26 protein-coding genes are annotated in these 25100 nt (G+C 71.5%); 8 read left to right on the forward strand and 18 right to left on the reverse strand.

The genetic code is table 11. The features are described from left to right. The first annotated feature begins 1154 nt into the window (after nt 1-1154). Together AB0G59_RS27710 and AB0G59_RS27715 are read left to right on the forward strand one after the other, a co-directional pair. Nucleotides 1155-1775, forward strand: a complete 621-nt coding sequence (locus AB0G59_RS27710; RefSeq protein WP_360917048.1) for a hypothetical protein — start codon at nt 1155-1157, stop codon at nt 1773-1775. A 59-nt stretch (nt 1776-1834) separates the two neighbouring features. Continuing rightward, on the forward strand, nt 1835-2251 hold the full coding sequence (locus AB0G59_RS27715) for a helix-turn-helix domain-containing protein (RefSeq protein WP_042809017.1): 417 nt from the start codon (nt 1835-1837) through the stop codon (nt 2249-2251). A gap of 320 nt (nt 2252-2571) precedes the next feature. On the opposite strand, the gene AB0G59_RS27720 is transcribed toward AB0G59_RS27715, so the two are convergent. The 8 genes from AB0G59_RS27720 to AB0G59_RS27755 form a co-directional block, all read right to left on the reverse strand. Beyond that, on the reverse strand, nt 2572-2730 hold the full coding sequence (locus AB0G59_RS27720; protein WP_360917051.1) for a hypothetical protein: 159 nt from the start codon (nt 2728-2730) through the stop codon (nt 2572-2574). Nucleotides 2731-3284: 554 nt separating this feature from the next. After that, nucleotides 3285-3803 (reverse strand): hypothetical protein, encoded by a 519-nt coding sequence (locus tag AB0G59_RS27725; RefSeq protein ID WP_360917054.1) that lies wholly within the window; start codon nt 3801-3803, stop codon nt 3285-3287. A gap of 18 nt (nt 3804-3821) precedes the next feature. Beyond that, entirely contained in the window at nt 3822-4094 is a 273-nt protein-coding gene (locus AB0G59_RS27730) for a hypothetical protein (protein ID WP_360917057.1), read from the reverse strand. Beyond that, entirely contained in the window at nt 4094-4327 is a 234-nt protein-coding gene (locus tag AB0G59_RS27735; protein ID WP_360917060.1) for a hypothetical protein, read from the reverse strand. The genes AB0G59_RS27730 and AB0G59_RS27735 overlap by 1 nt, the downstream gene beginning before the upstream one ends. A 317-nt stretch (nt 4328-4644) precedes the next feature. Then, entirely contained in the window at nt 4645-4851 is a 207-nt protein-coding gene (locus tag AB0G59_RS27740; protein WP_360917063.1) for a cold-shock protein, read from the reverse strand. 488 nt (nt 4852-5339) lie between these two features. Further along, nucleotides 5340-6104, reverse strand: coding sequence for a hypothetical protein (locus AB0G59_RS27745; RefSeq protein ID WP_360917066.1), 765 nt, complete (start codon nt 6102-6104; stop codon nt 5340-5342). Between the two features lie 312 nt (nt 6105-6416). Beyond that, on the reverse strand, nt 6417-6728 hold the full coding sequence (locus tag AB0G59_RS27750) for a DUF2795 domain-containing protein (RefSeq protein WP_360917069.1): 312 nt from the start codon (nt 6726-6728) through the stop codon (nt 6417-6419). A gap of 239 nt (nt 6729-6967) precedes the next feature. After that, nucleotides 6968-7558: a terminal protein gene (locus tag AB0G59_RS27755; RefSeq protein WP_360917072.1), complete on the reverse strand. Its 591-nt coding sequence runs from the start codon at nt 7556-7558 to the stop codon at nt 6968-6970. 92 nt (nt 7559-7650) lie between these two features. Here AB0G59_RS27755 and AB0G59_RS27760 point away from each other — a divergent pair, with 92 nt between their 5' ends. Together AB0G59_RS27760 and AB0G59_RS27765 are read left to right on the forward strand one after the other, a co-directional pair. Continuing rightward, nucleotides 7651-8181: a DUF6233 domain-containing protein gene (locus AB0G59_RS27760; RefSeq protein WP_360917075.1), complete on the forward strand. Its 531-nt coding sequence runs from the start codon at nt 7651-7653 to the stop codon at nt 8179-8181. Between the two features lie 61 nt (nt 8182-8242). Beyond that, complete coding sequence (locus AB0G59_RS27765) at nt 8243-8743, forward strand: hypothetical protein (RefSeq protein ID WP_360917077.1); 501 nt, start codon at nt 8243-8245, stop codon at nt 8741-8743. 110 nt (nt 8744-8853) lie between these two features. Here AB0G59_RS27765 and AB0G59_RS27770 read toward each other — a convergent pair whose 3' ends face one another. Continuing rightward, on the reverse strand, nt 8854-9417 hold the full coding sequence (locus AB0G59_RS27770; protein ID WP_360917080.1) for an XRE family transcriptional regulator: 564 nt from the start codon (nt 9415-9417) through the stop codon (nt 8854-8856). A 15-nt stretch (nt 9418-9432) separates the two neighbouring features. Beyond that, nucleotides 9433-11667 carry a helix-turn-helix transcriptional regulator gene (locus AB0G59_RS27775; protein WP_360917083.1) on the reverse strand — a complete coding sequence of 745 codons (2235 nt, stop codon included), beginning with the start codon at nt 11665-11667 and terminating at the stop codon, nt 9433-9435. Nucleotides 11668-12127: 460 nt separating this feature from the next. Here AB0G59_RS27775 and AB0G59_RS27780 point away from each other — a divergent pair, with 460 nt between their 5' ends. Next, nucleotides 12128-12340 carry a hypothetical protein gene (locus AB0G59_RS27780; RefSeq protein WP_360917086.1) on the forward strand — a complete coding sequence of 71 codons (213 nt, stop codon included), beginning with the start codon at nt 12128-12130 and terminating at the stop codon, nt 12338-12340. Nucleotides 12341-12424: 84 nt separating this feature from the next. Here the strand turns inward: AB0G59_RS27780 and AB0G59_RS27785 are convergent, their stop codons facing one another. Next, the gene (locus AB0G59_RS27785; RefSeq protein WP_360917089.1) at nt 12425-13921 is read right to left on the reverse strand and encodes a hypothetical protein; all 1497 of its coding nucleotides are present in this window, start codon (nt 13919-13921) and stop codon (nt 12425-12427) included. Between the two features lie 211 nt (nt 13922-14132). Between AB0G59_RS27785 and AB0G59_RS27790 the strand changes: the two genes are divergently transcribed. Continuing rightward, nucleotides 14133-14546 (forward strand): DUF4357 domain-containing protein, encoded by a 414-nt coding sequence (locus AB0G59_RS27790; RefSeq protein WP_360917091.1) that lies wholly within the window; start codon nt 14133-14135, stop codon nt 14544-14546. A 62-nt stretch (nt 14547-14608) separates the two neighbouring features. Next, nucleotides 14609-16465, forward strand: a complete 1857-nt coding sequence (locus AB0G59_RS27795) for a zeta toxin family protein (protein ID WP_360917094.1) — start codon at nt 14609-14611, stop codon at nt 16463-16465. On the opposite strand, the gene AB0G59_RS27800 is transcribed toward AB0G59_RS27795, so the two are convergent. Continuing rightward, nucleotides 16429-16722 carry a hypothetical protein gene (locus AB0G59_RS27800; protein ID WP_360917097.1) on the reverse strand — a complete coding sequence of 98 codons (294 nt, stop codon included), beginning with the start codon at nt 16720-16722 and terminating at the stop codon, nt 16429-16431. The two genes, AB0G59_RS27795 and AB0G59_RS27800, sit on opposite strands and share 37 nt — an antisense overlap. Nucleotides 16723-16937: 215 nt before the next feature. Here AB0G59_RS27800 and AB0G59_RS27805 point away from each other — a divergent pair, with 215 nt between their 5' ends. Then, nucleotides 16938-19604 carry an ATP/GTP-binding protein gene (locus AB0G59_RS27805; protein WP_360917100.1) on the forward strand — a complete coding sequence of 889 codons (2667 nt, stop codon included), beginning with the start codon at nt 16938-16940 and terminating at the stop codon, nt 19602-19604. A gap of 37 nt (nt 19605-19641) precedes the next feature. Here AB0G59_RS27805 and AB0G59_RS27810 read toward each other — a convergent pair whose 3' ends face one another. The 6 genes from AB0G59_RS27810 to AB0G59_RS27835 all read right to left on the reverse strand — a co-directional run bounded on the left by AB0G59_RS27810 (nt 19642) and on the right by AB0G59_RS27835 (nt 25086). Next, on the reverse strand, nt 19642-20520 hold the full coding sequence (locus AB0G59_RS27810) for a hypothetical protein (protein ID WP_360917103.1): 879 nt from the start codon (nt 20518-20520) through the stop codon (nt 19642-19644). A gap of 99 nt (nt 20521-20619) precedes the next feature. Then, on the reverse strand, nt 20620-20934 hold the full coding sequence (locus tag AB0G59_RS27815; RefSeq protein WP_360917106.1) for a hypothetical protein: 315 nt from the start codon (nt 20932-20934) through the stop codon (nt 20620-20622). Between the two features lie 122 nt (nt 20935-21056). Then, nucleotides 21057-21890 carry a DciA family protein gene (locus AB0G59_RS27820; protein WP_360917109.1) on the reverse strand — a complete coding sequence of 278 codons (834 nt, stop codon included), beginning with the start codon at nt 21888-21890 and terminating at the stop codon, nt 21057-21059. After that, a complete protein-coding gene (locus AB0G59_RS27825; protein ID WP_360917112.1) occupies nt 21887-22576 on the reverse strand; it encodes a DciA family protein in 690 nt (229 codons plus the stop codon). The genes AB0G59_RS27820 and AB0G59_RS27825 overlap by 4 nt, the downstream gene beginning before the upstream one ends. Beyond that, nucleotides 22573-24036 (reverse strand): helix-turn-helix domain-containing protein, encoded by a 1464-nt coding sequence (locus AB0G59_RS27830; RefSeq protein ID WP_360917114.1) that lies wholly within the window; start codon nt 24034-24036, stop codon nt 22573-22575. The genes AB0G59_RS27825 and AB0G59_RS27830 overlap by 4 nt, the downstream gene beginning before the upstream one ends. A gap of 753 nt (nt 24037-24789) precedes the next feature. Continuing rightward, nucleotides 24790-25086, reverse strand: coding sequence for a helix-turn-helix domain-containing protein (locus tag AB0G59_RS27835; RefSeq protein WP_360917117.1), 297 nt, complete (start codon nt 25084-25086; stop codon nt 24790-24792). Between the last annotated feature and the right edge of the window lie 14 nt (nt 25087-25100).

Raw genomic sequence — 25100 nt, forward strand, 5'->3', positions numbered from 1 at the left:
CTCATTATTTGTTTTTTTTATTTTGTCTTGGTTTTCTGTGGCGGCTACTCCGTCCTGGCCCAAGCCGGGGGCGTGGGCACGGGGGGGGGTGTCGCTGCGCTCCCCGCGCCCACGCGAAGCGTGGGCGGCTCCCTGCGCTGCGCTCCGGGAGCCAGTGGGGCCGGCCGCTGCGCGCCCGGCGGGCCGCGCGATGCGCGGCCGGGCCGATCGGGTCCTGACGGTGCGGCTGGTGGGGCCTCCTGTAGGGGAGTTGGGGAGGGAGAGGAGGGCTGCGCCCTCCTGGGGCGGGTCCGCTGCGCTCCCCCGCCTGACGGTCCTTCCGGCTGCGCCTCCAGAACCGTTGGGGCCCACTGCGTGGGCCTGGCTGGCTACGGAGGGGTGGGGGTCGCTCGTTCGTGTCGGGTTCTAGTGTAGCGGGTGCATCGGGTTGATGCAGCATGTACCGTTGGCGGAAACACGAGACACCCCCCAACCACCCGGGCGGGGTTCGGATTTTGAGCTTCCATCAGCGCCCGCATGAAGCCCACCACTTAGGCGAGGAATCACGAATTGGGAAGTGTCCGACCTCAGCCACAGAACGGTACCTCGGATATGAGAAAGCCGGAATTCCGGCGTGCGGAGGTACCGGAGCCGAACGGCCCCCAGGGCCGGGCGGCGGAACCTCCCCCCGGGACCAGCCACGCTTCCGGGCTTTTGATCGTCACGGCTGGTACCACCCGAGACTCAGAGCCGCTGCTGCTGTCCCCGACCCGCACCCGGGGGCGGCGCCGCACGCGAAGCGAGCTCAGCCACGGAGGCCGGCTACCCCGATCCGGTGGGTGTCGGCAGCGACACGCCCGCTGTGACCAGCGGTTTTTGCCGCGTGGTGCGCGGCGTGGCAGCGGGGGCTGGGGTGGTGGCTGGTGTCTAAAGACACCTAAGAGGGATCCACGCCGAAAACGGCCCTGACCTGCGGCGAAGCGAAACCGTTTGTTCTAGGTTTCCAGAACAAACGGCTCCCGAGTGTTCTGGAAACCTAGAACAAAGTCACCCCGAACCTGACGAGTCGTTAGGTGACTGTGAGGCACCGTTTGTTCTGCCCCTCCAGAACAAGCCGGTTTACCTAGTGCTACCGTGCTCACCGAACCGTTGATCATCCCTGGAGGACTGTGCTGATGGAACAGCTGCCGATCGTCCGCCCCGGCGAGCGCGTGGTCGCGCGGTCGGACGGCAAGGGCGGCTTGATCCTGGGCGTGGAGAAGATCCAGGGCCGAGAGTTCGCCGCGAGCGCCGAGGTCAGTGGCTACGTCCTGGACGCCCGGCTGCTCCTGGACGTGCTCGGCAGCCTGAAGGCGCCCGGCAGCTGGTTCCAGGTCTGGTGCAAGCTCATGGCGCTCCAGAACGCGAACCGGGCCGACGACAAGGAGCGCGCGGTCCCCCGCGGCTTCGTGAAGACCAGTCAGCGTGATCTCCAGACCCGGTGCAACCTGTCGGCAGCCTCCGTGAACGAGGCCAGCCAGTTCTTCACGCACATCGGCTGGATGCGCACCGCCAGGCGCGGCACCCTCCAGCTGAACCCGTGGCTGACGGTGGCCGGCACCTCCGGCGAGCAGGAGAAGTGGCAGAAGCTCTGGAACGCCGCGGAGGGGCCGGTCTGCATCATCCCGCACCCCGACTACCCCACTGAGTGGCGCCAGGAGCGGGAGGCCGAGAAGAAGGCCACCGAGGCCGCCCGCCGCAAGGAGAAGGTCGTCGCTCTCCGCCAGCGGAAGCCCGTGCGCAAGGCGAGCGCGTGATCCCGCGCGGCATATCCTCGTTGTTGCAGCGTCGTCCTGATCGGAAGTGGTGAGGCTCCGTGAGCAGCTCTTACGTCCCCAGCCCTCCCACAGAGGCGCCCGTCGAGATCCCCCGCGCCGTACTGCGCCTCCTGGCCCTGGTCGACATCACCACCGCCGGCCGCCGCGTCCTGGACGAGCTGATGTACCTGAGCGACCCGGACAGCGGCACCGCCACGATCAGCCAGAACGAGATGGCGCGCGAACTGGGGGCCAGCAAGCCCACGGTGAACCGTGGCTTCAAGGAACTGCGCGAGTGCGGACTCGCCTGGAGCCTCGAAGACGGCCTCTACCAGCTCCACCCACTGCTGACCGGCGGCAAGGTCGCCTACCCCATGCCGATCCCGGAGATCAAGGCCGCCGAACCCGAGCGCTTCACCGAGCAGCGACGGGCCCGGTACGCCGCCCAGGTCGCCAACCTCGCCGCCACCGGCTGACGGCCCTGGCCCCGCGAGGCCACGAGGCGCTGCACCCCCGGGTGCAGCGCCTTCTTCGTGCCCGCGATCAAGCCGGTATCACTAGCTAAACCGGATTGTTCTGGAGGAGCAGAACAACCAGCGGATGCAGGCCCGAACACGGGATCGCCTCCGGTAGCACCAGCTGAACCGGTTTGTTCTGGTCCTCCAGAACAAACTCGTCCGTCACCCAGGTAGCGGCTGCGCGAGCCCCAGCCGAGCAGCACGTCGGAGCAGCAGCCGCGAGCCGGTAGCCGGCCCCGGTGCAGCAGCCGCCCGCTGCACCGGTGAGGTCGGCCTTGCTACACGAGCAGCAGCCGTGTCCCGTCCGGGTCGTGCGAATGCTGCGCTGCACCCCGGAGCCGGGCCTGCTGCACCCCGCCGGTCAGCAGCAGCACGAGCAGCAGCGGCGCCTTGCACCCTTCACCGCCGGGAGCAGCAGGGGCAGCAGCGAGCAGCACGGCCGTGCTGCACCGGACTGCCGCCGAGGTCCCAGGCCGGGCCGGTCTCGGGGGCCGTCTTGCACCCCAATGTAGTTAGGTACTTGTAGTACCTGCGTGCGGGCTGTATCTCCTTCCCCCTGAGAGCAGAGCTCGGAGCCGGGAACGGCGAGGAGACCGGCGGTGAGAAGGCACCGGAGCCCCGCTGCTGGCGCCGGCTCTTCCAGGTCGGCGACGCCGCGCCGGGCCCGTGAGGCGCTGTACGCCCCTGTGAGCGCCTCGGAGGCTCTTGATCGCCGCTGGGGGGAGCCGGAAGGGCGTCAGAGCGCCGCAGAGGGCCGTACAGCGCCGGGAAGGATCATGTGAGCGGCGCGGACGGCCGGGTCACCGAGCAGGTCACTGACAACGAGCCGTGGAAGCCGGGCGCGGCTCGGCGGGGCCTGCAACGCGGGGTGCAACACGCGCCCGGATCCCGCTGCCTGGCGTGTTTCGCAACGCGGGCGCTGTTGCACCTGGCTGTTGCAGTGCCTGTTGCAGGCTTCCCGGGCGATGGGTGCAAGGGTGCAACGCCGAGGTCACAGGCTCTGGGCGAAGGTCTCGCAGTACGCGAGGGACGTCGCCGCCACCCCGAGGTCGCCTCGGGCTGCGGCCCGCTTGGCCACGTCCATCAGCGCCAGCATGTTCTGCAGCGGGCTGTCCTCGCCGGCGGCCGCGGCCTCGTCGACCCGGGCGAGCAGGATCCGGTCGGCCTGGTCCAGGACGTCGGCCCACCCGTCGTGCGCCGCCGGGTCCACTCCGGTCAAGCGCGTGAGCCACAGGTCCGCGTGCGACTGGAGCTGCTGCTCGCCGGAGCGGTAGTCGAGAACGGTGCCGCACGGCATGGTGCCGGTGTCCGGGTGGTCCGTGGCACCGGGCCACCCGTCGAGGTCCACGGCGTGCGCGGGGCACAGGTAGGCGAGCCAGGCCGCGCCCGGCCCGGGGTCCTGTGCCGGGCCTTCGCGGAGCATGGTCGCCTGGGCCGGGCACTCCACCACCACCATGCGCAGCCCGCCGAGGTCACGGTGGCCGGAGAGCTCCTGGACGATCGACGGCACGGTGGACTCCTTCGCGGGTCAGACCTCGATGTAGGCGACGACGACCACGGTGCGCAGCGCGGTGACCCAGTACAGAAGCCGGACGCGTTCGAGGTCGTCGGTGTACTGGCGCAGCTGGGGGCCGGCGGTGTCGCCGGGGAGGGCCTCGCCGATGTCGGGGTCGACGGAGACGACGACCAGGGCGCGGTCCAGGGCGTGGAGCTCCGCCTCGCTGGTGATGGCCTCCAGCTGCTTGGCGGCGGAGTCGGAGAACGCGATCCGGGCGCGGCGCGGGCTGTGCTGCGGGGCCATCAGGCGACGGCCGGGCGCTGCGAGGCGAGCCGGGCCAGGTGGGCCTCGCGGAGCTCCTCCCACGGCGTGCAGTCCTCCACCGCTGGCAGGCCGTTGGCGGCGATGTCCTCCAGGACGGCGGCGAACTGGTCGGCGTTCTCGCGGGTCCGGGCCGCGTACGCACGGACCGCGTCGGCGGCCGCGGGCTCTAGCTGCTGCCGGACGGTGTCGGCGGGGGCCGGCTGTTCGCTCATCGAGGGCTCCAGGGCGCGTAACTGGCGGGCCTCACCACGGTATCGCCGGGCGGAAGGGCCCGGGACCACTCCGGCCGAACCCGGGCTCACTGTCCTGTCGCAACGAAGTTTGGCCAGTCTCAGCGAAGTTTGACCGGCCTGGCTCGCCCGGCTGCCTGCCGCGGCCCGGCCGGGAGGCAGCCGGGTAGGCGGCCACCGTGGCCGGCCCCGAACCGGCACAACCTGAACCCCCAACGTCGGCTGCCGACACCGACGTGCGCTGAACAGGCCGCGCCCGGCCCCCCGGACTGCGGCGGGGCCGGGCGCGGTTCTCCCGGTCAGCCGATCGTGACGACCTGCTCAGCCTGCGGTCCCTTGGGCCCCTGGGTGACGGCGTACTCGACTCTGGCCCCTTCGGCCAGTTCTTTGAAGCCGGTGGTCTGGATCGAGGAGAAGTGGACGAACACGTCCGGGCCCCCGTCGTCCGACTGGATGAACCCAAAGCCCTTCTCAGTGTTGAACCACTTCACGATGCCTGTCGCCATGCCGCTTCTCCTCGGAGGTCGCCGGATGGGAACATCCCTTCCGTACTGTAGCCAAGCAGATACCCAGCGTGCACGCGCGTGATCCACTCACATTCAGCCCAGGCGCGACCCCCGCCCGGCGCCGTGTCTCACCAGGCCCGAACCGTAAATGCCACCAAGCCCCCTTCCGGAACCCCAACACCCCCGAGGACAGCTCACCGCACCATCAAACTCAGGTGAGACAACCCGCAACCCGTCAAACTTCGATGAGACTCGCCAAGGTTCGATGAGACGGGTCACTCACGATCACGTTCCGTACGGATCGGCGGCACTCGGGGGTTCAACTTTTATGTGTCACGCCTGCCTGCGGATCCCGGCCGGGGCGGCCCTGGAGAGCCACTGAAACGGACATTCATGGACGTATTTGAGGTGGCGTGACGCTTCCCGGGGTGTGCGTGACAGCCGGTGTCACGCACACGCTCTGTGAGCATGACACCGGAAGGGTTCGGTCAGGGGGCCTCGGGGCGGGCGCGGGTGAGGAGCGCGGTGAGCGCGCCGACGGCTTCGGGCTCGGTGGCGGCGAGCCGGGCCGCGAACGCCAGCTCGTCGGCGTCGGCGTCGGGGACCAGGCGCAGGAGTTCGCCGAGCAGGGCGGCGTGGGCGAGGACCGGCGGGGTCAGGAGGCCGGCGGCGGCGTCGCGGGCGGCCGGGTCGCGGTAGTGCCCGCGGTGCGCGGCCAGGGCGTGGGCGAGCCAGGCGTCGACGTCGGCCTGGACGTAGCCGCCCGCGCGGCGGGTGAGCTCGTCGCTTACGGCTTCGTCGCCTTCGGCCGGCTCAGCCTGGTCCAGGGTGCCGAGGTCGCGCAGCACCTGGAGGTGGTTGGCGCGGGCCGCGATCCGGACGGCTTCGCCCAGCTCGGTCTCCCGGGCGGCGGCGTCGGCGGCGAGCTCGGCCTGGACGACGTCGTCGGCGTCCGGGTCGTACACCGTGCCCGCCGGCGCCCCGGAGAGCAGCGCGGCGATGCGCTCCCACTCCGCGAGCTCCGCCGGGCCACGGACATCGTCGGCCAGGTCCTCGTACCGGGACGCCTGCCGCGCCTCGAACCTCGCCTCCTCGAGGGCCGCCGCGACAACACCCGCGTCCATGCCCCTCGCCTCCCGCCGTACGACGCGGCGGCCGATGCGGGCCGGGTCGACCGGCTCGCGGGGCGCGGCAACGCGCGGGGGGAGCGGACGGCCGGCGGTGCGCCGGGGCGGCCAGGGCGTGGTCATCATCGGCCTCGCAATCGTGGTCCGGACAGGAAGCGAGCCGCCGCCAGAGCGTTGTCGACGGCCCGCCGAATTGTGCCGAAGCGCGATAGCTGTCACCGTCGACGGCCACTGAACAGCCGATTCGGCGCGGCGCAGCACGGTAGTCGTCACCAGGTCGGCGCGCTGCTTGTCACCAGCAGCGCGGAATGCATGGTTGTTGTCACGGCTCCCGCTGTTCCGTCGGCCACCTGAGCTGCACGGCGACCCCGTCGGCCGGCCCTGCCCGCCCCGCGATCCTGGTGCGCCGCAGTTGGCCCGGATGGCTAACCGCGGCGCTCACCCTTGGATGATCCGATCCCAGTCCCTCTTGAGTGCCTGGATGTCCTTGTACGAGGCACTCGGCAGCTGGGAAAGAAGGTCGAGACGGTCCTTATCAGCGCCGTCGGCCTTGGCTGCAGCGATGATCTCCGCCTTGGTCGCGGGCCATTTCTTCACTGTGTAGCCCTGGATGCCCATGGCGGACTTCATGCCCGGCAACAGGTGGGGGGAGTCTTCAGCACTGCTCGCGTTGAGAAGATCGTCCGTCTCCGTCTCCGTTTCCGTCTCGTCCGAGATCTTCTCGAACTCGTCGTCCTCGTTCGCCGCCATGGCGTACCTCCTGTGAGGGGTGGGCCCGCCCGCACATGAGCAAGGCGAACACTTCGTCTCAGAAGATCACGCCCGCTCTCCTTGGGCCACCGCTCTGCCGGTGACATGCCGGAACCTACGTGCGCCCGAGGCGATCGACAACGGCCCGCGGCCCCGTCGGTGACAACAAGCCTGCCTATGTGACAACTAACCTGCTTCGGCTCAAATACGGTTTATAGCAGCTCCAGAATTCCGCCGTGTCAGAACCGGAAAGCTATCGCCACAACGTTTGTGAAATCTGCGCGCAGGCCCTTGGCCCGGGTGCCCCATTCGGTGAAATAGGACTCGGTGATGGCCTCGGCGACGAGCGGATGCAGGTCCTCTTCCGTCGCCCCGGCTGCCTGGAGCTCCAGGATCTGCTTGGCGTAGGTGGGTGAGATGTCCGTGGTGATGGAGCGCTCGCGGCCGTCGTCCGAGCTGCCCTTGCCGACGAATCCGAAGTACGCCGTGACGTCCACCATCATGCCGCTGGTGGTCGATGCCTGTTCGCGTACCTGGGCCCTGACCTGCGGTTGCCACTCGGATTCGGTCTCCTCCACCAGGGCGGCCTGGAGCCGCTTCTGCGGGGTCGTCAGGGTCCCGGCGCGGTAGCGCTCCACCGTCCGGCGGGAGACACCCAGACGCTCGGCCAGGACCTTGGTCGAGCCCTTCGCGCGCGTGAGGAGGAATTTCATCTGGGCCTTTGCGGATTTCGGTGCGGGCCGAGTGAAAACCTTCCGCTCTGCCTGCGCGAGGGCTTCCAGGACCTTGCCGCGGCCCGGGGCCGGCTGCTGTGCGTCGTCGTTCGTCATACCGGCATGCTCTGGGCCCCGGCCTGTGGACAGAGTCCGCGTTCGCGCAGGTCAGTGCGGGTGCTGTCGGGGGCGGCGCCTACGGTGGAGGCATGACGTCGTCCTCCTCCGCCTCCGAATCGGTGCCGGTCCCCATCCGGGTGCTGCTGCCCGGGGACCAGGACGTCGTCGGACGCCTGTGGTCCAAGCGGCAGGTCCGCGACGGCTGGCTGTACGAGGTGGGGATCCCCGCGTACCGCAACGGCCCCGGGGACACGGTGGAGCCGGCCGAGTACCGGGTCTGGGTCCGCGCGCCCCAGCACGTACGGCCCCTGGACGGCGTCTCGTACGACGGCGTGCCCGTGGAGTACCTGGAGCCGCCCTCGCTCGTGGAGAGGGAGCTGGGGCCGCGCCGCCCGTCCGGCTGGGTGCTGGCGAAGGCCGGCGGCCGCGGGCCCGGCCAGGGCACCGTCCACGCCGTCGACTGCGCGGAGGCCCCTGCCGGGGCGCCGGTGCTCACCCTGGACCGGGCCCTGGACGCGGCGCAGCACCCGGGCACTCGGCTGTGTTCCCTGTGCGGGGCCGCGGCCGAACTGGACCCGGTCCTCCGAGGCTTCGACCGTGGCTTCGGCAGCGACGACTAGCGGTGAGCGAGCGCGGAAATCCGGTCCCTCGCGGCCGAGCTGCCGGTGCACAATGCCCGGCATGACCTATGTGAGCCCGTTCGGCGACATGGACGCCCACCACGAGTGGCCCGACGCGCTGTGCCTATCCCGGACGAACTGCGTGAACGCGTCCGACGAGACGATCGGCGAGTTCTACGCGGGCGCCGTCGCGTTGATCGACGCCGGGATCCCGCAGCCGGCCTTCTTCCTCGCCCGGCAGCTGGCCGAGCTCTCGTTGAAGGCGCTCGTCGGACCTGGGCAGAGCTTCAACCACGACCTCGGCAAGCTGCTGAAGCATCTGCAGGAGAGCGGCGACGACCTCTTCGCCGGGGGCGAGGAGCAGCACCTGGTCGTCGAGTTCGTGCGGGACCTGTACGCCCGTGACCCGAAGGGCGACCAGGGACGCTACGCGACCACCAAGGGCGGGGCTCCCTCGCTGGCCAAGGTGTGCTGCGCGAACCCCCCGCTCTTCCGCCGGCACGTCGACCTCCTCTTCGGCTACACGCAGGAGCGGCTCATCCGTGTCGGCCAGGCCGTCTGAGACGCGGAGCAGCACGATGGCCGGCCCTTGAGCGGGCCCGCGTACGGACGCCCGTGAGCCCCGGACCGCATCGGTCCGGGGCTCACGGGCTGTTCGGGGTGATGCCTGGCTCAGAGGTCGAACTCGAGGTCCAGGACGTCGTTGATCTGGACCTCTTCGAGGGAGCCGGCGCGGCGGCCGCTGTCCTGGAAGTAGACCTCCTTGAGGGCTTCGGCGGTGAGCTGGCGCAGGGTGTTCTCGTTGGCTCCCTGCTGCTGGGCGTCGAAGAGCCGGGCGGCGTGCTGCGGGGGCAGGGCGACGGTGAGGTGCCGGATGCGGGCCTCGTCCGTGCTGTCCATCGGTGCGCCGGTGTAGCCGAGGCGGGCGTGGACGTCGATGACGATGCCGCCGGTGGTCGCCGCCTTCTCCCGGGCCTTGGCCCTGATCTGCGGCTGCCAACGCTTCCTCACCTCGCGCTCCAAGCGCGCGGCGAGGTCGGCCCGCGGCTTCTTGGCCTGGCCCGCGACGTACCGCTCCACCTGCCGCTGCGAGATCCCGAGCACCTCGGCGACCGCCTTGGTGGCCTTGAGCTGCTTGACCAGGTACCGCATCTGCGTGCCCGCGCCCTTGGGTGCGGGGCGGGTGAACGCCTTCTGCACCGCCTGGTCCAGGCCGTCCCCGAACTCCTTGGCCATCGCCTGTCCGCTCCCCTACTCGCCGTTGTCGTCGTCGGTGACGTTGCCGTCCTTGATGTACCGGGCGAGGTTGAGCTCCGGAGCGTTGTGCCGCTCGCGGACCTCCTCGCCCCACAGCACGCTCTGGGTGCCCTCCCACTTGACCAGGCCCGGGTTGACCCCGAGCTTGAAACCGCCCGGGAGCGGCTTGCCCTCCCGGTAGGGCAGGAAGTCCAGCGGGCTCGGGCCGTTCGCGGCGTAGACGACGCAGTCGGACAGGATCGCGATCGGGTACTGCCCGGTGAACGCCGCGTGCTTGACGATCTTGCGGTGCAGGTTGATCCGGGTGCGGGAGATGACCGCCGCGCGGATGTCCGGCCGCCACGTCGGCCGGGCCAGCGCGCGCCACGGCTCACCCGGCCGCCAGCCCTCGCCGCGGGGCCTCTCGCGGAGCTTGCCCAGGCCGCCCTTGACGGTCGCCTTGATGGCCGAGACCAGGATCGCCATCTGCGGGTCGCGCTGCTTGTAGCCGTCCATCGCCGCCAGGAAGTCGGCCGGGGCGAGGTCGGCGTCGACGCCGAGGTCGGCCATGGTGGCGAGGTAGGCGTCCCGCAGGCGGCTGTACCAGCCGTCCAGGTAGCGGCCGTTGTCGTACCGGACGTACGCCTCGGTCGGCGCGACGTCGTAACCGAGCTCCACCGCATACGCCACTGTCGGCGTCGCGTACCAGGCCGGCCCCTCGGGGGTCTCGCCCTTCGGCGTGAACGGGGAGGGCAGCAGGCTGCCGTCCAGCTGCACCCACTCCTTGCCGACCTTCACCTTCGACAGGTCGACGTGGCTCAGGTCCACCAGCCACGAGCCGGGCAGCTTCGGGTCGAAGACCGGGTTCTTCACGTGCGTGGGTGCGCCCAGGCCGACGGGCAGCCCGTTGGCGCCCGCGGCGAACGCCATGTTCACGTCCAGGCCGACGAGGTGGCGCAGCGTGCACTCGTCGTCGGTCATGGGCCGGGCCCAGTCGTATGCCTCCTCGAAGAGCCTCTCGCCGGGGCCACGGACGTGGAAGCGGCCCAGCTCCTTGAGCAGCGGGTGCCCGTCGGGGGCCTCGCACGGCGCGCAGTCGACCGGGTCCTTGCCCAGCGAGCCGGGGTTGTGCTCGGAGTGCCGCTTGCCGTCGGCGTCGGGCTCGGAGGCGCGGGTCGCCGGGTGCAGGGCGGTCATCAGCTCCAGGCCGGTCACGGCGGTCGAGCCGCGCGGCGTCATCACCCGGGAGGCGTACACGCCCAGGAGCCGGGCGAGTTCCGCCGGCGGCAGCTGCCCGGCCGCGCCCCAGTGCCGGGTGTCCAGCGCGTTCCACGACGGGATGCACAGCTGCACGCACTGGCGGTCCGAGCCCTTGGCCGGGCGGTAGATGCGCGCCCAGGGCCCGAAGCCCCTCTTCGTCAGCTGCCAGTCGGCGCGGGTCAGCTGCTTGATGACCTTGTGGCCCTCCGGGATCCGCCCGGCGAGCCGCTCCTCGTCGGTGAGGGTGACCGGCAGGCCGTAGCGCTCCAGGGCGGCCTCGGCGAGCACGAGCAGCGGGTCGGCGTCCTTGCCGGGGCCGGAGAGCTTCGGCTGCCCGAGCTTCGCCTCCTTCAGCGTCCAGTCCACCAGGGACGGCAGGCTCTTGGCGGGCACGTCCAGGACCAGGCCGCCGGTGCAGTACGCCACCACCTGCCCGTCCTCGACGTCGACGACCGCCAGCGGCCCGTTCTCGAACCGCGGGTCGGCGCCCGCCGGGGTTCCGGCCGGGGCTGCCTTCCGCGCGCCCGGGCGGCGCGACGTCGACGACGGCCTGGCGGTGCGGGCCGGGCTCGGCGCGGCGGCCGGCGCGGGAACGGCGACGGAAGGGGCCTGGGTGTTCTCAGCAGTATTCGTGGCCACCGCCTCGGGCACCTGCCCTGCGGAAGTCCGTGCTTCCGGCGCCGGGGTCGTCGGGCCGGTGAAGGTCTGCGGTACCGCCGTGTCCTCGCCGGGCGCGGTGGCGTTGGCCGGGGCGGGGTAGAGCTTCGCGAGCCCTTCGAGGAGCCGCGCGTAGGCGTCGCGCTCCGGCGGACGGGGCTCGGTCTTACCGGACTCCCAGCCGGACACCGTGGCCCGGCGCACCTTCAGCGCGGTGGCCACCTCGTCGATCGTCAGGCCGTGCGCGGCACGCAGCCGCTTGCGCTCCGCTGGTGGCGGCAGCACGGCGCGGGACGCGAGCAGGGCGTCGACCGCGTCGAACAACTCGGACATGAAACACCTCCTGACTAACACCCTACCCCATGAACCGTACGGATCGCGTACGTTCACCGCACCTTTCGCGTACGAATCGCGCTCTTGGTGAAGAGCCTCCGAAGACGACGAACGGCGCCCCTGCCCAAGCAGGGGCGCCGCGCCGAGAAGACATAGCTGGAAGCGGACTCAGTCCGCCGTGAATAGGTGATGTGCCGCAGGCGAGACCGCCACTCGCCTGCCGGCGCCGGGTGGGCGCGGCGGTAGCCGTCTGGGGCTTTCACCCGGGTCCGCGGCGCCGACGGCTCCGTCCGTACCGCTGGCTCGCGCCGCCGTGGTCCTGAGCTCCTAACACTTTCGCGGAATTCGATCACACGCTGGTGCTGTCCATCGCGAGCCCGCGACGCAAAGAGGTGGAGCCGTACATCCTCCTCCTCCATGACACCTACGTAGTGGGTGTACACCGCACAGGAAGGACACCATGTCCAACGATCAGCAGTCCCGGCCCGAACCGCCGGTAGGGGATCCCGAGCGCCACCGAGCGGCGAAGTGGACCCTTGGCGCAGCCGTCGCCTTCATGGCCGTCGCGGGGGCCACCTACCTCGACCCAGCGCTCTCCGGCCCGGCCGAACTCGGGCTCAAGGCCGCAGCACTCGTCCTCGCCCTCGGACAGCGAACCGGCCCCGGCCGGTGATGTCGGAACCGACGGTCGGCGCCTCGGGGGCGCCGACCGTCTACGAGCAGCACCTCGACACCAAGTAACGAGGGGCGGGTTCGGTCAGTCCTCGTACGACGACCGCGGGGGCGTCGTCATGCGTGCGTGCAGCAGCGTGTGACGGGCGATCTCGGTCGGGCCGGGCTTCGCCTGCTTCTCGAGTAGGGCGGTCAGGCCGCGCGGGGCCACCTTCCAGTGCTCGCGGAGGTCGACGGTGGCGCCGAGGTTGTCCAGGAGCGTGGTGATGACGGTGGCGGCTTCGCTGGGCTTGTCGCCCCAGCCGTCGCCCCACCACAGGTGCTCGTTCGGCGTGCACGGGGCGGGATGGACCTGGCCGTCGCTGGTCTTGACCCACACGGTGCCGTCCAGGACGACGGAGGTGAGCTCGGCACCGGTGTCGGGCAGGGCCAGCGGCGCGTAGAACCGCAGGCCGGGGGTGTCGCCCGTGGTGGTCCGCAGGACCGGCATGTCGGTCAGGGGGTCGACGAAGAAGGCATCGACCGGGCGGTCGCCGGCGAGGGCTGCGTGGGCGGCGGTCGGGTCGCACAGCGTGAGCCGACGGACCCACTGCTCGGCGATCGTGCCGGGGCGCAGGGCGAGCTTGGTGAGCGCGCCGAAGGGCAGCAGCCGGGGATCGCGTGCGAGGACGAGTTCCAGAGCGGCGACGGCGTCCGGGTGGCTGCTGGCGGCGATCGCCTTCCAGCCGGCCGCGAGGACCTGGCGGTCGTCGATGGTGGGCAGGGGATGCTGGCTGATATCGGGCCGGGCGCCGATGACGAGGTGGGTGGAGTGCCGTCCGAAGAGCTCGATGTCGTGCTCGGCGTCGCGCACGCGGTCGTTGCGCAGATCGTTGGCCATGTCCGTCAGCACAGCCTGCGCGGTGGCGTCGAAGACGCCGTTCGCCGCAGCCCGGCGCAAGATCTGTTCCCTGGCGCTGGCGGGGACCTCCGCGACGAGAGCCGGGGCTCCAGGATGCCACTGGCGGATGAGCTGGGCGGAGCGCAGCAGGCCGGGCCACCAGGGCAGGTCCTGCCCGGCGAGCTGGGCGACGACGCCCCACTGGGCTTCGTACTCGATCGTCGGGTGGGCGGTGTCGGCGGCAACGAGCGCCGGCCCGCTGAAGCTGATGTCGCCGTAGAGGGCGCAGACGCTGGTCACGCCGTCCGGGTTGCCGCGCTGCGCCAGGTCGGCGGCGACGGCGGATGCGGTCTGGTTCTTGCTGGTGTGGACGAGACGGAGCGTGCCCAGGACGGTGTGCCAGTCCAGCGCCGGCCCCTTCGGGGTGTCCTGGTATCCGGCCCACTTGCCCGGTGAAAGGTCGTCCGGGAGCGGGCGCAGCAGGGCCGCGCCGCGGTGCTCGAATTCGGGGGTCTTGGCGGCCCAGCGGTAGAGCTCGGTGCCGTCCCAGACCTCGTCGTCTTTCGTCGCGAACGGGTCCGGGTCGCTCTCGGGGGTGGGGAAGTCGTCGTACTTCCTGGTGATCCGCCATAAGCCGAAGGCCGTGACGCCGAGCAGGCTCTGGACCTCCGTCTTGGACAGGTAGGTGGTGGTGACGCTCATTCAGGTGTTCCTCCGCGCCTCGTATGCCCGACCGTCCGGCCTGGCCAGCAGCGACCTACCCACATTGCGGCGGTCATGAGCACGTTCAGGGAGCGTCTCTTCGCGCCGTGCGGCAAGGACCACAAGTTGTCTCCTGGATCACTGGAGCCCGGAGAAGTTAAGCTGATCACGAGAAGCACTTCACTCGGCACCGCTGCCTCGGGGAGCCCGCATGCCCACGCTCAGCATCCACTTCGACTCCGCCGTCCTCGCGCACCTGGCCAAGGCCGGCAGCGACGAGACCGTGCACGTCACGCTGACCCTGAGCACCGGAGCCGCACCGGCGACAACGTCGCCGTCCGTCGTCCCCCACGGGCCCCTCGCGGGGCTGATGCAGGCGGGGCTCCTGGCTCCCGACACCGTGCTCACCTTCCACCAGCGCCGGGCAGGCCGGTCCGGGCGCGCCGTGGTGACCGCCGACGGGCAGCTCATCGTCGACGGCCACGCCCGTCCCTTCCCGTCCCCGTCGAAGGCCGCCGAGGCCGTGACCGGCAACATCATCAACGGCTGGACACTGTGGCGGCTGCCCGACGGAACCCTCCTGGACGACCTGCGCCGCGAGCTGGCCACCACCAACTCCAAGTAGCCACAGCCTCGTTTGTCCGTACCTGCCCGGAGAGCAGCCCTTATGACCGTCCAGGAGCACCGGTGAGAGAAGACAAGATCCCGCCGGTCGTGCTGCCGGAGGACCAGCACCAGGAGATCCTCGCCGCCGAGATCCTGCCGGCCTGGACGAAGGACGCCGCCCGGCAAGACCGCCCGGTCGCCCTGTTCGTTTCGGGCCCGCCCGGCAGCGGCAAGACCATGCTGGCCGGCCTCCTCCACACCGCCCTCGACCACCGCGGCGGGGCCGTGCTGGTCGGCCGCGACTTATACAAGGCCGCCCATCACCGCTACGCCGAGCTCCTGGCCGAAGACGTTCGCACCGCCGGCGTGCGGGTCCGGCCGGACACCTGCCGCTGGCAGGACGAGGTCGAGGCGTATGCCCGCAGCCACCGGTTCGATGTCGTGGTGGAGACCGCGCTGGCCGATGCGGAAGATTTCCGTGCCACCGCGGCCGCCTACCGGCAGGCCGACTACTGGATCGAGGTCGTGGCCCTGGCCGTGCCCGAGGCGGTCACCCAACTCAACGTGCTCGACCGCTACGTACGCCAGGCCCAGGCGGGCAACGCCCGCTTCGTGTCCTGGGAGAACCACGACCGGTGCGTAGCGGGGATGCTGCGCACCCTGGAGGTCATCGAGGCCGAGCACCTAGCCGACCGGCTGCTCGTCGTGCGGCCCGGACCCCACGTGCTGTACCGCAACGAGCTCGGGCCCGGCGGGTGGCGTCGCCCGCCGGCGGCGAAGGACACGGTGGTCAACGCCCGGTCGCGGCCCTGGACCGCCGCCGAGACCGGGCACTTTCGCCGGGCGCTGGCCCAGGCCGACCGCCACGCCCACGACCGGCGTCTTCCCGCAGACTGGGGGCTGGCGGTGCAGCGGGATGCCGAGCGAGCCGCCGCCTGGGCAGAGCCGGTGCGGCGCATCGCGCAGCCCCGCACTGGAGCGCCGGGCGTGGACTACCACCGGCTCTCCGCGCACGAGCACCAGTGGATCTTCGACGAGCTCTTCGCCCCCGCCCACCTCGCCGACATCGCGCCGCAGGAACGCCCGGCGGTGGTGTACGTGCTGGGACAACCCGGCACCGCCACGATGGAGACGGTCCGCCTGGTCCTTGCGGCCCTGCCCGGACCGTCGACCTGGCTCACGCCCGGGGACTTCGCGGCCATGCACCCGGACTACTGGCAGCTGATGCAGGACGAGCCGCGGACGGCCGAGCAGCGCATCGGCGCGGACTGCGCAGCGTGGCAGGCGAAGGCCGAAGCATACGTACGAGCGCGGCGCGGCAACCTCGTCCTGGCCCTGTCCCCCGACAGCGCCGGGGAGTTCCTCAGCAGCGCGGCCGGCTTCCGCCAGGCCGGGTACCGCATCGAGGTCGTGGTGCCCGCCCTGCGCGCCGCGGACAGCCGCCAGGCCGGCGCCGCCCGCTACGCACGAGCGGTGCGCAGCGGCCCGGCCTCCTTCCCCAGCGCTGCCCGTCACGACCGGAGCCTTCAGGCCGTCATCGACGCCGTCACAGCGGCCGAGCAGCAGACCGTGGCCGACTCCGTGGTGCTCCTGCGGCCGGACGAGAGCGCCCTCTACCGCAACCACCGCGGCGACGACGGCCGCTGGACCCACCGGGCCGGCGCCGCGCATGCCCTGGTCCTCGAACAGCAGAGGCCCTACACCTTCCCCGAGGCCATGCGATTCCTGAGCGTGCAGCGGTGGCTGCGGGCGGCGCTGCCGGAGTACCGGGACGAGCTGCTGGAAGCCGAGGAGCTCGCGCGACCCCTGCTGCCGGCGCCGTTGCAGCCGCGCCGGCTCGAGCGTCCGGCGCCGCTGGCCGCGCTGCCGCTCCCGGCACAGCACCAGGCCGGGGCCGGGGCTTACGACTCGCTCAGCTTTTTGACGCGCGCCTCGTAGTCTGCGGCGATCCGGGCGGTCTCTTCCGGGCCGGCTCCGGCCAGCCGGTTCCGGTCGGCCACACACGCCCGCTGCCGCTCCAGCAGCTGCTCGAGGCGCCCTTGGTCCGGGGCGGCCGAGCGCCGTTCGGCCAGGATCTGCTGGGTGTACCAGGCGATCACCCGCGTGACGGCCGTGAACGCGTCGTCGGCGGTGGCGTCCGAGCTGCCGTGGGCCGGGTCGCCGGAGGGGCCTGCGGGGTGGGCAGGGTCGTGCACGGGAAGACCGCCTTGGTGTTGGAACAAAGGATCATTGTCGGCCCGAAGGGACAGGCCCGGCAAGACGGACGACCCGGCCCTGCCACGGGTTCGGAGACTGCGCCGGGGGTGGCCAAGAACAGGCCCCAGCCGCGCCGAGTCCGGCTCCGGACCCTGCCACCGGCGCCGGGGAGAGCGTAGGTTGACGCCCAGGTGATCATTCCTGGGGGGAATTCATGGCAGGCCGGGACCTTCGCGCGCTGTTCAGCACCAACGACCACACGCTGGCCGCGGTGGAGGCGTTCACCAACCGCCAGCTGCAGTGGCAGACAGTCGGGGCCGCGCTCGCCGAGCACCTCGAGCGCATCGCCGAGCCCGGCTTCGACCCCCAGGATTTGGAGGCGCCGCGCGACAACGTGGTGAACCTGTACGGCATCGGCGGCATCGGCAAGACCACCTTCTCCCGCGTGCTGGAAGCCGCCCTCACCAGCAGCGAGAACCGCCCCTCCCAGTGGGGCGAACTCGCTCTTCCCCACACGCGGCTGCTGCCGGTGCGCGTTGACCTCGCCCGCTCGGGCGGCACCGACTTCGAACGCATCATCCTCAGCATCCGGCTCGCCCTGGCCGGGCTCGGACGCCCGCTGCCGGCCTTCGACATCGCCCTGCGCCGCTACTGGGACGCCACCCACCCCGGTGAGCCGCTGGACGAATACCTGCGCCGGGGGCGACTCGCCAAATTCGCCAAGGGCCTGCCGCAGCAGATGCAGTCCGCGCTCGGCGAAGTCGCCGGCGCCCTGGCACTCCCCGGCCTCGTCGGCGCGGCCGCGGGCCAGGTCACCACCACCCTGGTGAGGGCACTGCGCCAGCGGCAGCAGACGGTGAAGGCCCTGGCCGGCTGCCACCGCCTGGCCGACCTCCTCGAGGCCGACCCCGATATCGACACCCTCTCCTACTACGCGCACCTGCTGGCCTGGGAGCTCTCGCAGCTGCCGAAGAAGAAGCAGGTCGTGCCGGTCATACTGCTCGACACGTTCGAGGACATCGCCGACCCTCGCCGCGACTTCGAGCGCCTCATCCAGCGCCTGGTGTGGCTGATGCCCGCCGCCCTCTTCGTCATCACCGGCCGCAATCGCCTCTCCTGGGGCGACGCGGCCCTGAACGGCCAGCTCGACTACACCGGCCCCACCAGCTGGCCGGGCCTGGCCGACCACACGCCCCCCGCAGCGCGGACCGCCACGGGCAGCGGCGGCCGCCGCCAGCTGCTGATCGGTGACTTCTCCCCCGAGGACTGCGACACCTACCTCGCCCGCCGGCTCACCCGCGACGACGAGCCCCTGATCAGCCAGGACATCCGCGACGTCATCACCCGCAGCTCACACGGGCTGCCGCTCCACCTCGACCTGGCCGTCATGCGGTTCCTGGAGATCCGCCGCACCCGCACCCCCGAGCCCGGCGACTTCACCCACCCCTTCCCCGCGCTCGTCGCCCGCACCCTCAGCGACCTGCCCTCCGAAGAGCGGCACGTCGCCCGCGCGGTGTCCTTGCTGGACGCTTTCGACGAGACCCTGGCCGCCCGCGCCGCCGGCCTCTCCCACCAGGCCCCGGTGCGGCGCCTGCTCGAGCGGCCCTTCGTCCGCGAGGACCCCTTCGCGCTGTGGCCGTTCCACCTGCACGGCGTCGTCCGCTCCGCGATCCGCAGCGCCGACGACCAGACCGACGACCGCTGGACGACCGCCGACTGGCAGCAGGCTGCCCAGCGAGCCCTGACCGCACTGGGCGAGCAGTGGACCAGCCAGCCCGGCCCCGGCGGCCGGGCCCTGCTCGTCGCCTGCCTGCGCCAGGGCCTGCGCCTCGCCCGGGACCACCGCCTCGACCTGGGCTGGCTCACCGAGGCCGCCTGGGCATACGTCGCCGATTTCGTCTGGGAGCCCGTCGCCCCGCCCGCCGCGGACGAGCCGGCCGACGCGGGGATCCAGACGGCGGCCGACGGCCTGACCGAGCTCCTCAGCGCGCTCGCCCGCCGCCAGCGCGAACACCGTGCCCGCACCGTCGAGCGCCTCACCGCGGTCATCGACACCGGCCTGCTGCCCGGCGACCTGACCGAGATGGCCCTGTACTACCGCGCCAAGGCCGACCGCGACCTCGGGCACACGGCTGCCTCCCGCGACGGGATGCAGCGTGTCGCCGACACGGGCGGCCGCCTCGCCCCCGACGCCCGCCGCGGCCTCGTCCACCTCGCCCGCATGGCCGGTGACTTCCCCGCCGCCCTCGACGCCGCCCGCACCCTCGGCGAGCAAGGGCGCCAGCACCGCGTTCTCGGCGACATCTGGTGGCCCCAGGGCGACCTGTCCCGCGCGGCCGCCACCTACGAAGCCGCCCGCGCCCAGGCTGAGGAGCACTCCCTCGCCGGCGAGCGCGCCATCGCCCAGGCCCAGCGCGCCTTCGTCGCCGCCTTCACCGACCTCCAGCAGGCCGACGACGAGATCACCCTCGCCCGGCAGCTCCTGGACGGCCTCGACCTGCGCGCCACCGCCTTCACCACCGAGATCGCCGCCCTCCTGCGCGACGCCGGCACCACCGGCGTCGAAGACCGGGCCCGAGTGCTGCGCACCGAGATCGACGTCGCCGGGCTCCCCACGCTCCAGACCGCCTTGGAGCTGGCCCTCGCCTTCCACCACGCCGTCCTGGACGCACACGACGACCTGGCCGTCACCCTCTCCCGACTCGGCGACCTCACCCGCAACGGCGATTACGCCTACTACAGCGAGCTCGTCCACTTCATGGCTGACCTCCCCGCCCGGCCGGGATCATCAGCACGGTGGCTCGACGGCGAACAGACCACCCGAGCCCGCTGGCGCACCCTGGTCACCGCCCGCCGGGCTCAGCTGAACACGCCGTCCTAGCCGCCAGGGCCGCCCTCGCGTCCGGCAGTCGGGGTCCTCAGGGCCGGGCCGGGGGCAGGGCACGGTCACGATCCGCGGGCGGGGCGAGGCGGGACAGCCACAGCCGAAGCCGCACCGGTGGGTGGGACCGCAGCGCCCAGAACGCGACGAACAGGCGCCGGACCGGCGGGAGGAGGCGGGCATCCTCCAGCTCCTGCCGCCAGGACGCGAGTGCCATCTCGCGGCCGCAGCGGCGGGCCGCGGCCCGGTCACAAGCCAGCTCGGACCACCACAGGTACGCCACCCACAGCACACCCAGCCCGGCCAGCACGGCGGCGGCCCGGTCCAGTGCGAGCAGACCCATGCACAGCACCATGAGCACCACCCCGACGACCGCGGCGGCGGTCCTGATGTGGGAATCGCGCCGCCGCAGATGGTCGAGCTCGTGCTCCAGGATGTACGGCATCACGGCATTGCGCCCGGGCCACAGCCAGATGAGCCCCAGGGTGACATGCCCGCGCCGTCCGAAGCGGACAGAGGACGCCGCGTTCCACGTGCCGATCCGCCCGCCGGCGACCGAGAGCGAGATCCGCTCCATGCCGGTCTCCCCGGCGAATGCCTCCACCCGTTCCTCGACCCGGCGCATCTGGCCGATCAAGAACTGGGAGTCCTCGTTGCGACCCCCGTCCTTCGCCACCATCACGTCGGGGTCGCGGTAGGTGCGCCAGGTCATGTCCTGCCCGGCCGCGCCCGCCCACACCGTGTTGCCCAGCCCGGAGAACCCGGACCATGCCTGGAGTACCCCGGCCACGACCGCAATCATGATCACGCCAGCGGCGCGCGGTTCCGTCCACCAGCGCAATGCCGCCAGCACACAGCCCAGCGCCACCGTCATGCCCTCCACGCGGTACCGGTACAGCAGCGTGTTCATGTCCATGACGAATGACGGTAGCCGTGGGCACCCCCTCACGCGGCAGAAAGGTCCGGCGAGAGCCGCTCTCGCCGGACCTTTCTTTGATCTTGATGCGCAGCGTGCCTACGCGGTACCGGGGTCCCTGCCCACCAGCGCCGTCAGCAGCTCGACGATCTGCGCCTGATTACGGTCGATCTTCTCGTTAAGGTCGCGCACCTGGCCAGCGAGCTCGCCGACCTTCTCGTCCAGCTTCTCGTCGAGCTTGCCGAGCTTCGTGTCGAGATTGCTGACCTTCTGGTCGAGGTTGCCCACCTGGAGCCGCACGGCGGTCAGGTCGGACTTGACGATCCCGAACTCGCGCTCCGTCGTCTCCTGCGCCTGCTCGTAGCGGCGGGTGAGAGCGGCGATCTCGCTCTGGGCGATGGGGTCCTCGGCCACGCGGGGCTCTCCTGCCAGATCATGAAAAGCGGCGGTCATCAGGCCCCCACGATATCGCGCCCGCACGGGGCCGTACCCCGCCCGTCCGGCCCCGCAGATGCGGCCGGCGGTACTGGTCCGCTTCAGGCTGTAGACCGCAGCAGAGCACGCTGGGCGACCACGGCCGTCGTTCCGGACCGTCGAGCGGCACGCTCGGCACGGGCCCGCCTGAGGGCGGCCGCCTCCGTGGCCGCGGCCTGGCGCCGACGCTGGAGACGGACTGCCTCGAGCGGAGCCGGCACGTCGGCAGGCTCGGTGTCGGGGAACGCCCGGCGGCTGAGCTCGCGCATCGCGGCGGTCTGCCGCTCCACCGCCGCCGCGATCCCCGGGTCGACCCGCTGTGCGGGCGTGACCGACCGGTGCGCGGCGAGCGCCTGGTGGAAGCCGGGCGAGGCCATCTCCCTGGTCTTCACCGGCGCCTCCGTAGCGGCCGGGGCCGCCGGGGTGGACTGCACCGTGTGCTCCCGGGACACGGCGCCGGCGGCCAGGACCCGGATGCTGCGGACCGCCTGCGTACCGGCCGCATCGTTCGCCGCGGCGACGATGCGGGTGCTGAGCAGCCGGAGCTGGGTGCCGTACGCGGGCGAGTCCGGGCGCAGGTCCAGCCGCCCGGACTCCGTGTGGAAGGCGGTCGCCTGGACGTGGGCGGCCAGGTTCGGGGAGACGTTGGCCGCGATGGCCGGCCACTGGTCCAGGACGCTGCCGCCGGCGGCCGGGATGTCCCAGGCCCGGTCGGCCATCAGGCCCTGGAGCACGGTGGCGAACCCCTGCGGGTCCCGGCCGTCGTGCCGTACGGCGCGGGCCCGGCGGCGCGGGGCGCGGGCTCCGGTGGCGCCGCGCTTCTTCGCCGCCTCCCGAGCGGCGTGCAGCATCACCCGGGCGAGGTCGACGCCGCTGATGTTCTGCTCGTGGGTCATGACCACACCTGCCTGACGGTGAGGCCAGCGCGGACGGCTAGCCGGGCGAGAGGGGGCATCGGGTGGTTCTTCGCGCAGAAGGCGAGGCACAGGTCCGGGCGCCCGGTCACGAGCTCGAGGTCGCGGACCTCGACGGCCTTGCCGCCGTGGCGGTGCTGGTCAGCGGGGTAGACCGCGGCACGGACGGGAGCGCTGATGCCGCTGGTCGCCTCGGTGTGCGTGGCCGCCCAGCCGGCGACGAACTGGTCGGCCGTGGTCTCGGCTGTGTGCTGGAGGACGACAGGGTGGTGTACGCCCCAGTCCTGGACGACGTCGTAGCAGGTCTCCAGCAACACGTCGTCGAGCAGCTGCTGATCGGTGACGGCATCGGCGGTCATGATGAGAACCACGACTGGCCGCATGTGCGCCCGGATCCCGGTGACGCGAGCAGCGGGAACAAGCTCGTTGATGCGCTCGACCATCACGTTCGCCGCCAACCGCACGTGCGTCGCGTAGGCCCTCTGGGAGCAGATGACGTGCAGCCGCCCCTTCGCGTCGATACCGGCCGGGTGCAGGAACCGCGCGAGGCTTTCACTACCCAGCGCCGGTACCCACCACCGGGTGACGTGGTCGGTGAACCACGTCGGTTGCTGAAGGCCCAGTGCCTCGGGGCCGTCGCTGCGCGTCGCGTCGAACGGCTGGGTCATGTCTGCCTCCACGTGGTGTGTGCCAGGACCAGGCGGCTGGTGTCGGCCAGGCGCAGCACCTGGTCGACGAACGCGTTGGTGAACAGCCGGCGGGCGGAGGGCTCGCCGTACTCGTCGATGTGGTCGAAGACGATCTGGTGGTCCTTCGCCGCGCGGGTGCGCCAGTCGAGCACCTGCTCGCGGGTCAGCTCCTCCAGCACGAGCGGCGCCTGGCCGACGCCCTCTCCCGCCTGGATGGCCGGGGCAGCGACCCTGGGGGCGAACGCCTCGGCGACCAGGCGCTGAACGGCGGGGGACTTCGGGCCTTGCCAGTCGCCTTCCCACTCCTGGTGGCGGGCCTGCTCCGCGCGGCGGGAGTCCCGGTACGCCTGGACGGCGCGCGCCCGGCCTTCAGCGGTCGGCCACAGGGCCACTGCCCCCTTCAGCCGCCCGGCGAGGAACCCTGACGGACGGTGCACCCGCTCCGGGGCGTCGCCGAGGTCCAGGAACGCGATCACCTCATCGGCGGTCCAGCCCGCGTCCGCGACCTCGCGCAGGATCCAGGCGATCTGGGGCACCGAAGCCCGGCCCATCCAGGGCACCTGTCGGATCAGCTCACCGGCCAGCTGGAAACGGCGCCCGACCGCGTTCAGCTTCCGGCGACCGCCGGCCTTGCCGCTGGACTTCTTCGGGGTGGGGGACTTGCTCTGCCCGCTGGCGAGCTTGCTCTCAGGGGGGAAGGAAGTAGTACCCGCAGTAGAAGCACTTGAGGAACTATCCCCCATTGGGGTGCAACGGGCCTCACCGGAAACAGCCGCCACAGCGCCCTGGTCAGCACCCGTTCGGGTGCCCTTCGACGGGGCCTTCGACGACGTCTTCGAGCGCGGCTTGCGCACCTTACGCGCCGCCTTCTTCGCCAGCTTCGCCATCAGCTCCCGGCCGGCCTCCGCGATCCCGGACACCGCACGCGTGTACTGCGGAGCGTCCTCATCCCGCTGCACCGTGCGGATCCCCAGCGCGACGTCGAACTCGAGCGGGATCATCCGCGCGAACTCGCTGGCCTGCGCCGACTCCCCGCGCACCCGGGTGCCCCGCACGATGTAAGCGAGCAGCCCGGCCTCCCGCAGCATCCCCAGGTGGTACTCCACCGACCGCTCCGACAGGCCGGTGCGGCGCACCAGGTACTCGATCCCCGGACGGCACGGGAACAGCGCCGCGAGCTCCTGGGCGACGCGCACGGTCGTCGGACCGAAGGAGCGCGGACCGTGCGACCGGTGCCGCCGCGGCTGGTACAGCCCGGACCCGGCGACCCAGTGGACCGCCTGCATCCAGGAGTAGCCGTCGCCCGCGATCCGGCCCGACGACGCCGACAGCCACTGCGACGCCTCCGGCACGAAGAGGCCGGGCAGCACGGTGACCGTGTCGGCGTCGTCGACCGACGGGCGCGGAGCGGGCACCATCACGGCGGCCGGTGCCGCCACGGCGCTCACCGGCCCGCCCGAAGAGAGGTTTGAACACGAACCATCCGGCGACCTTGGACCAGATCACCTGTGGACAGCGCCCGGCGTCCAGCGCCCGCGCTGTGGACAGCGGCGAGATGAGCACGGCCGGACAGCAGCGCACCCCCGGCGATCGCCAGGAGGGCAACCGGGGTCCGTGTGACACTCCGACCCCAGGAATCTTCGTGATTAATACCGTGAACAGGACAAACGGGGTGTGCGAATCCCGACACGCGGGAAGCGCGGGGGTCTCGAACCGGGGTGAAACGGACAGAGCCAAGCTGACAGGGGACACCACTCTCGGGCACTATGAGAAACGACCTGCTCTCCATATAGCTGGACCGACCCGAGCCCTCGGGCCCGGCCGAACCAGATGTGCGGATGTGTCAGGTGCCGCCCCCTTCGTGAGAAGAGGGCGGACACCGATCGGGCGGGGGGAGATTTCTCCTCCCCTCCCGGTCCTGCTGAACCGCGAAGCCCCTGTGGTGGGGGCCCCGCGGGTGATGCGATCGGTACTGCTACGGCTGTGGTGGCCTTGGTTAGTGGCCGGTGGTGCATTGGCCCTGGTAAGGGGCCGGGTTTGAAATGAGCGGCTCGGTGAGCCGCAGCTCAGGACCGGCGGGAACCGGGATCTGAGCAGCCGACATGGGTGGTTAATCCGGTCGGTAGACGGGCCGCGCGAGGCCAGCGGGTGGTTAATCCGCTTCTCGGCGCGCGCGGCCGATGACCACTAGGTCATCCCGACCCCCCTTCGGAGGCTGGCGTCGGCATGCCCTCATCCGCCTTCGTGGCCTCCGGATACCGCTCCGCGAGGCGGTTGAGGAAATGCAGATAGACCGCACGGTGCGGACGTCGGGGATGGGTCTGGCCCAACTCCCAGCGGGCTACGGCGAGGCGCTTCACGCCCACGGCCTCCGCGACTTCCTGCTGCGTGAGGCCGGCCGCGAGGCGTAGCTTCGCGCGCACGGGTGGCGGCGGCAGGACGTCGTCCAGCAGGGCGTCGACCCGCTTCAAGCGGTCCGGGTCGGTCACGGCGCAGCCTCTCA

This window comes from Streptomyces sp. NPDC021096 (genome assembly GCF_040641275.1).
Taxonomy (GTDB): Bacteria; Actinomycetota; Actinomycetes; order Streptomycetales; family Streptomycetaceae; genus Streptomyces.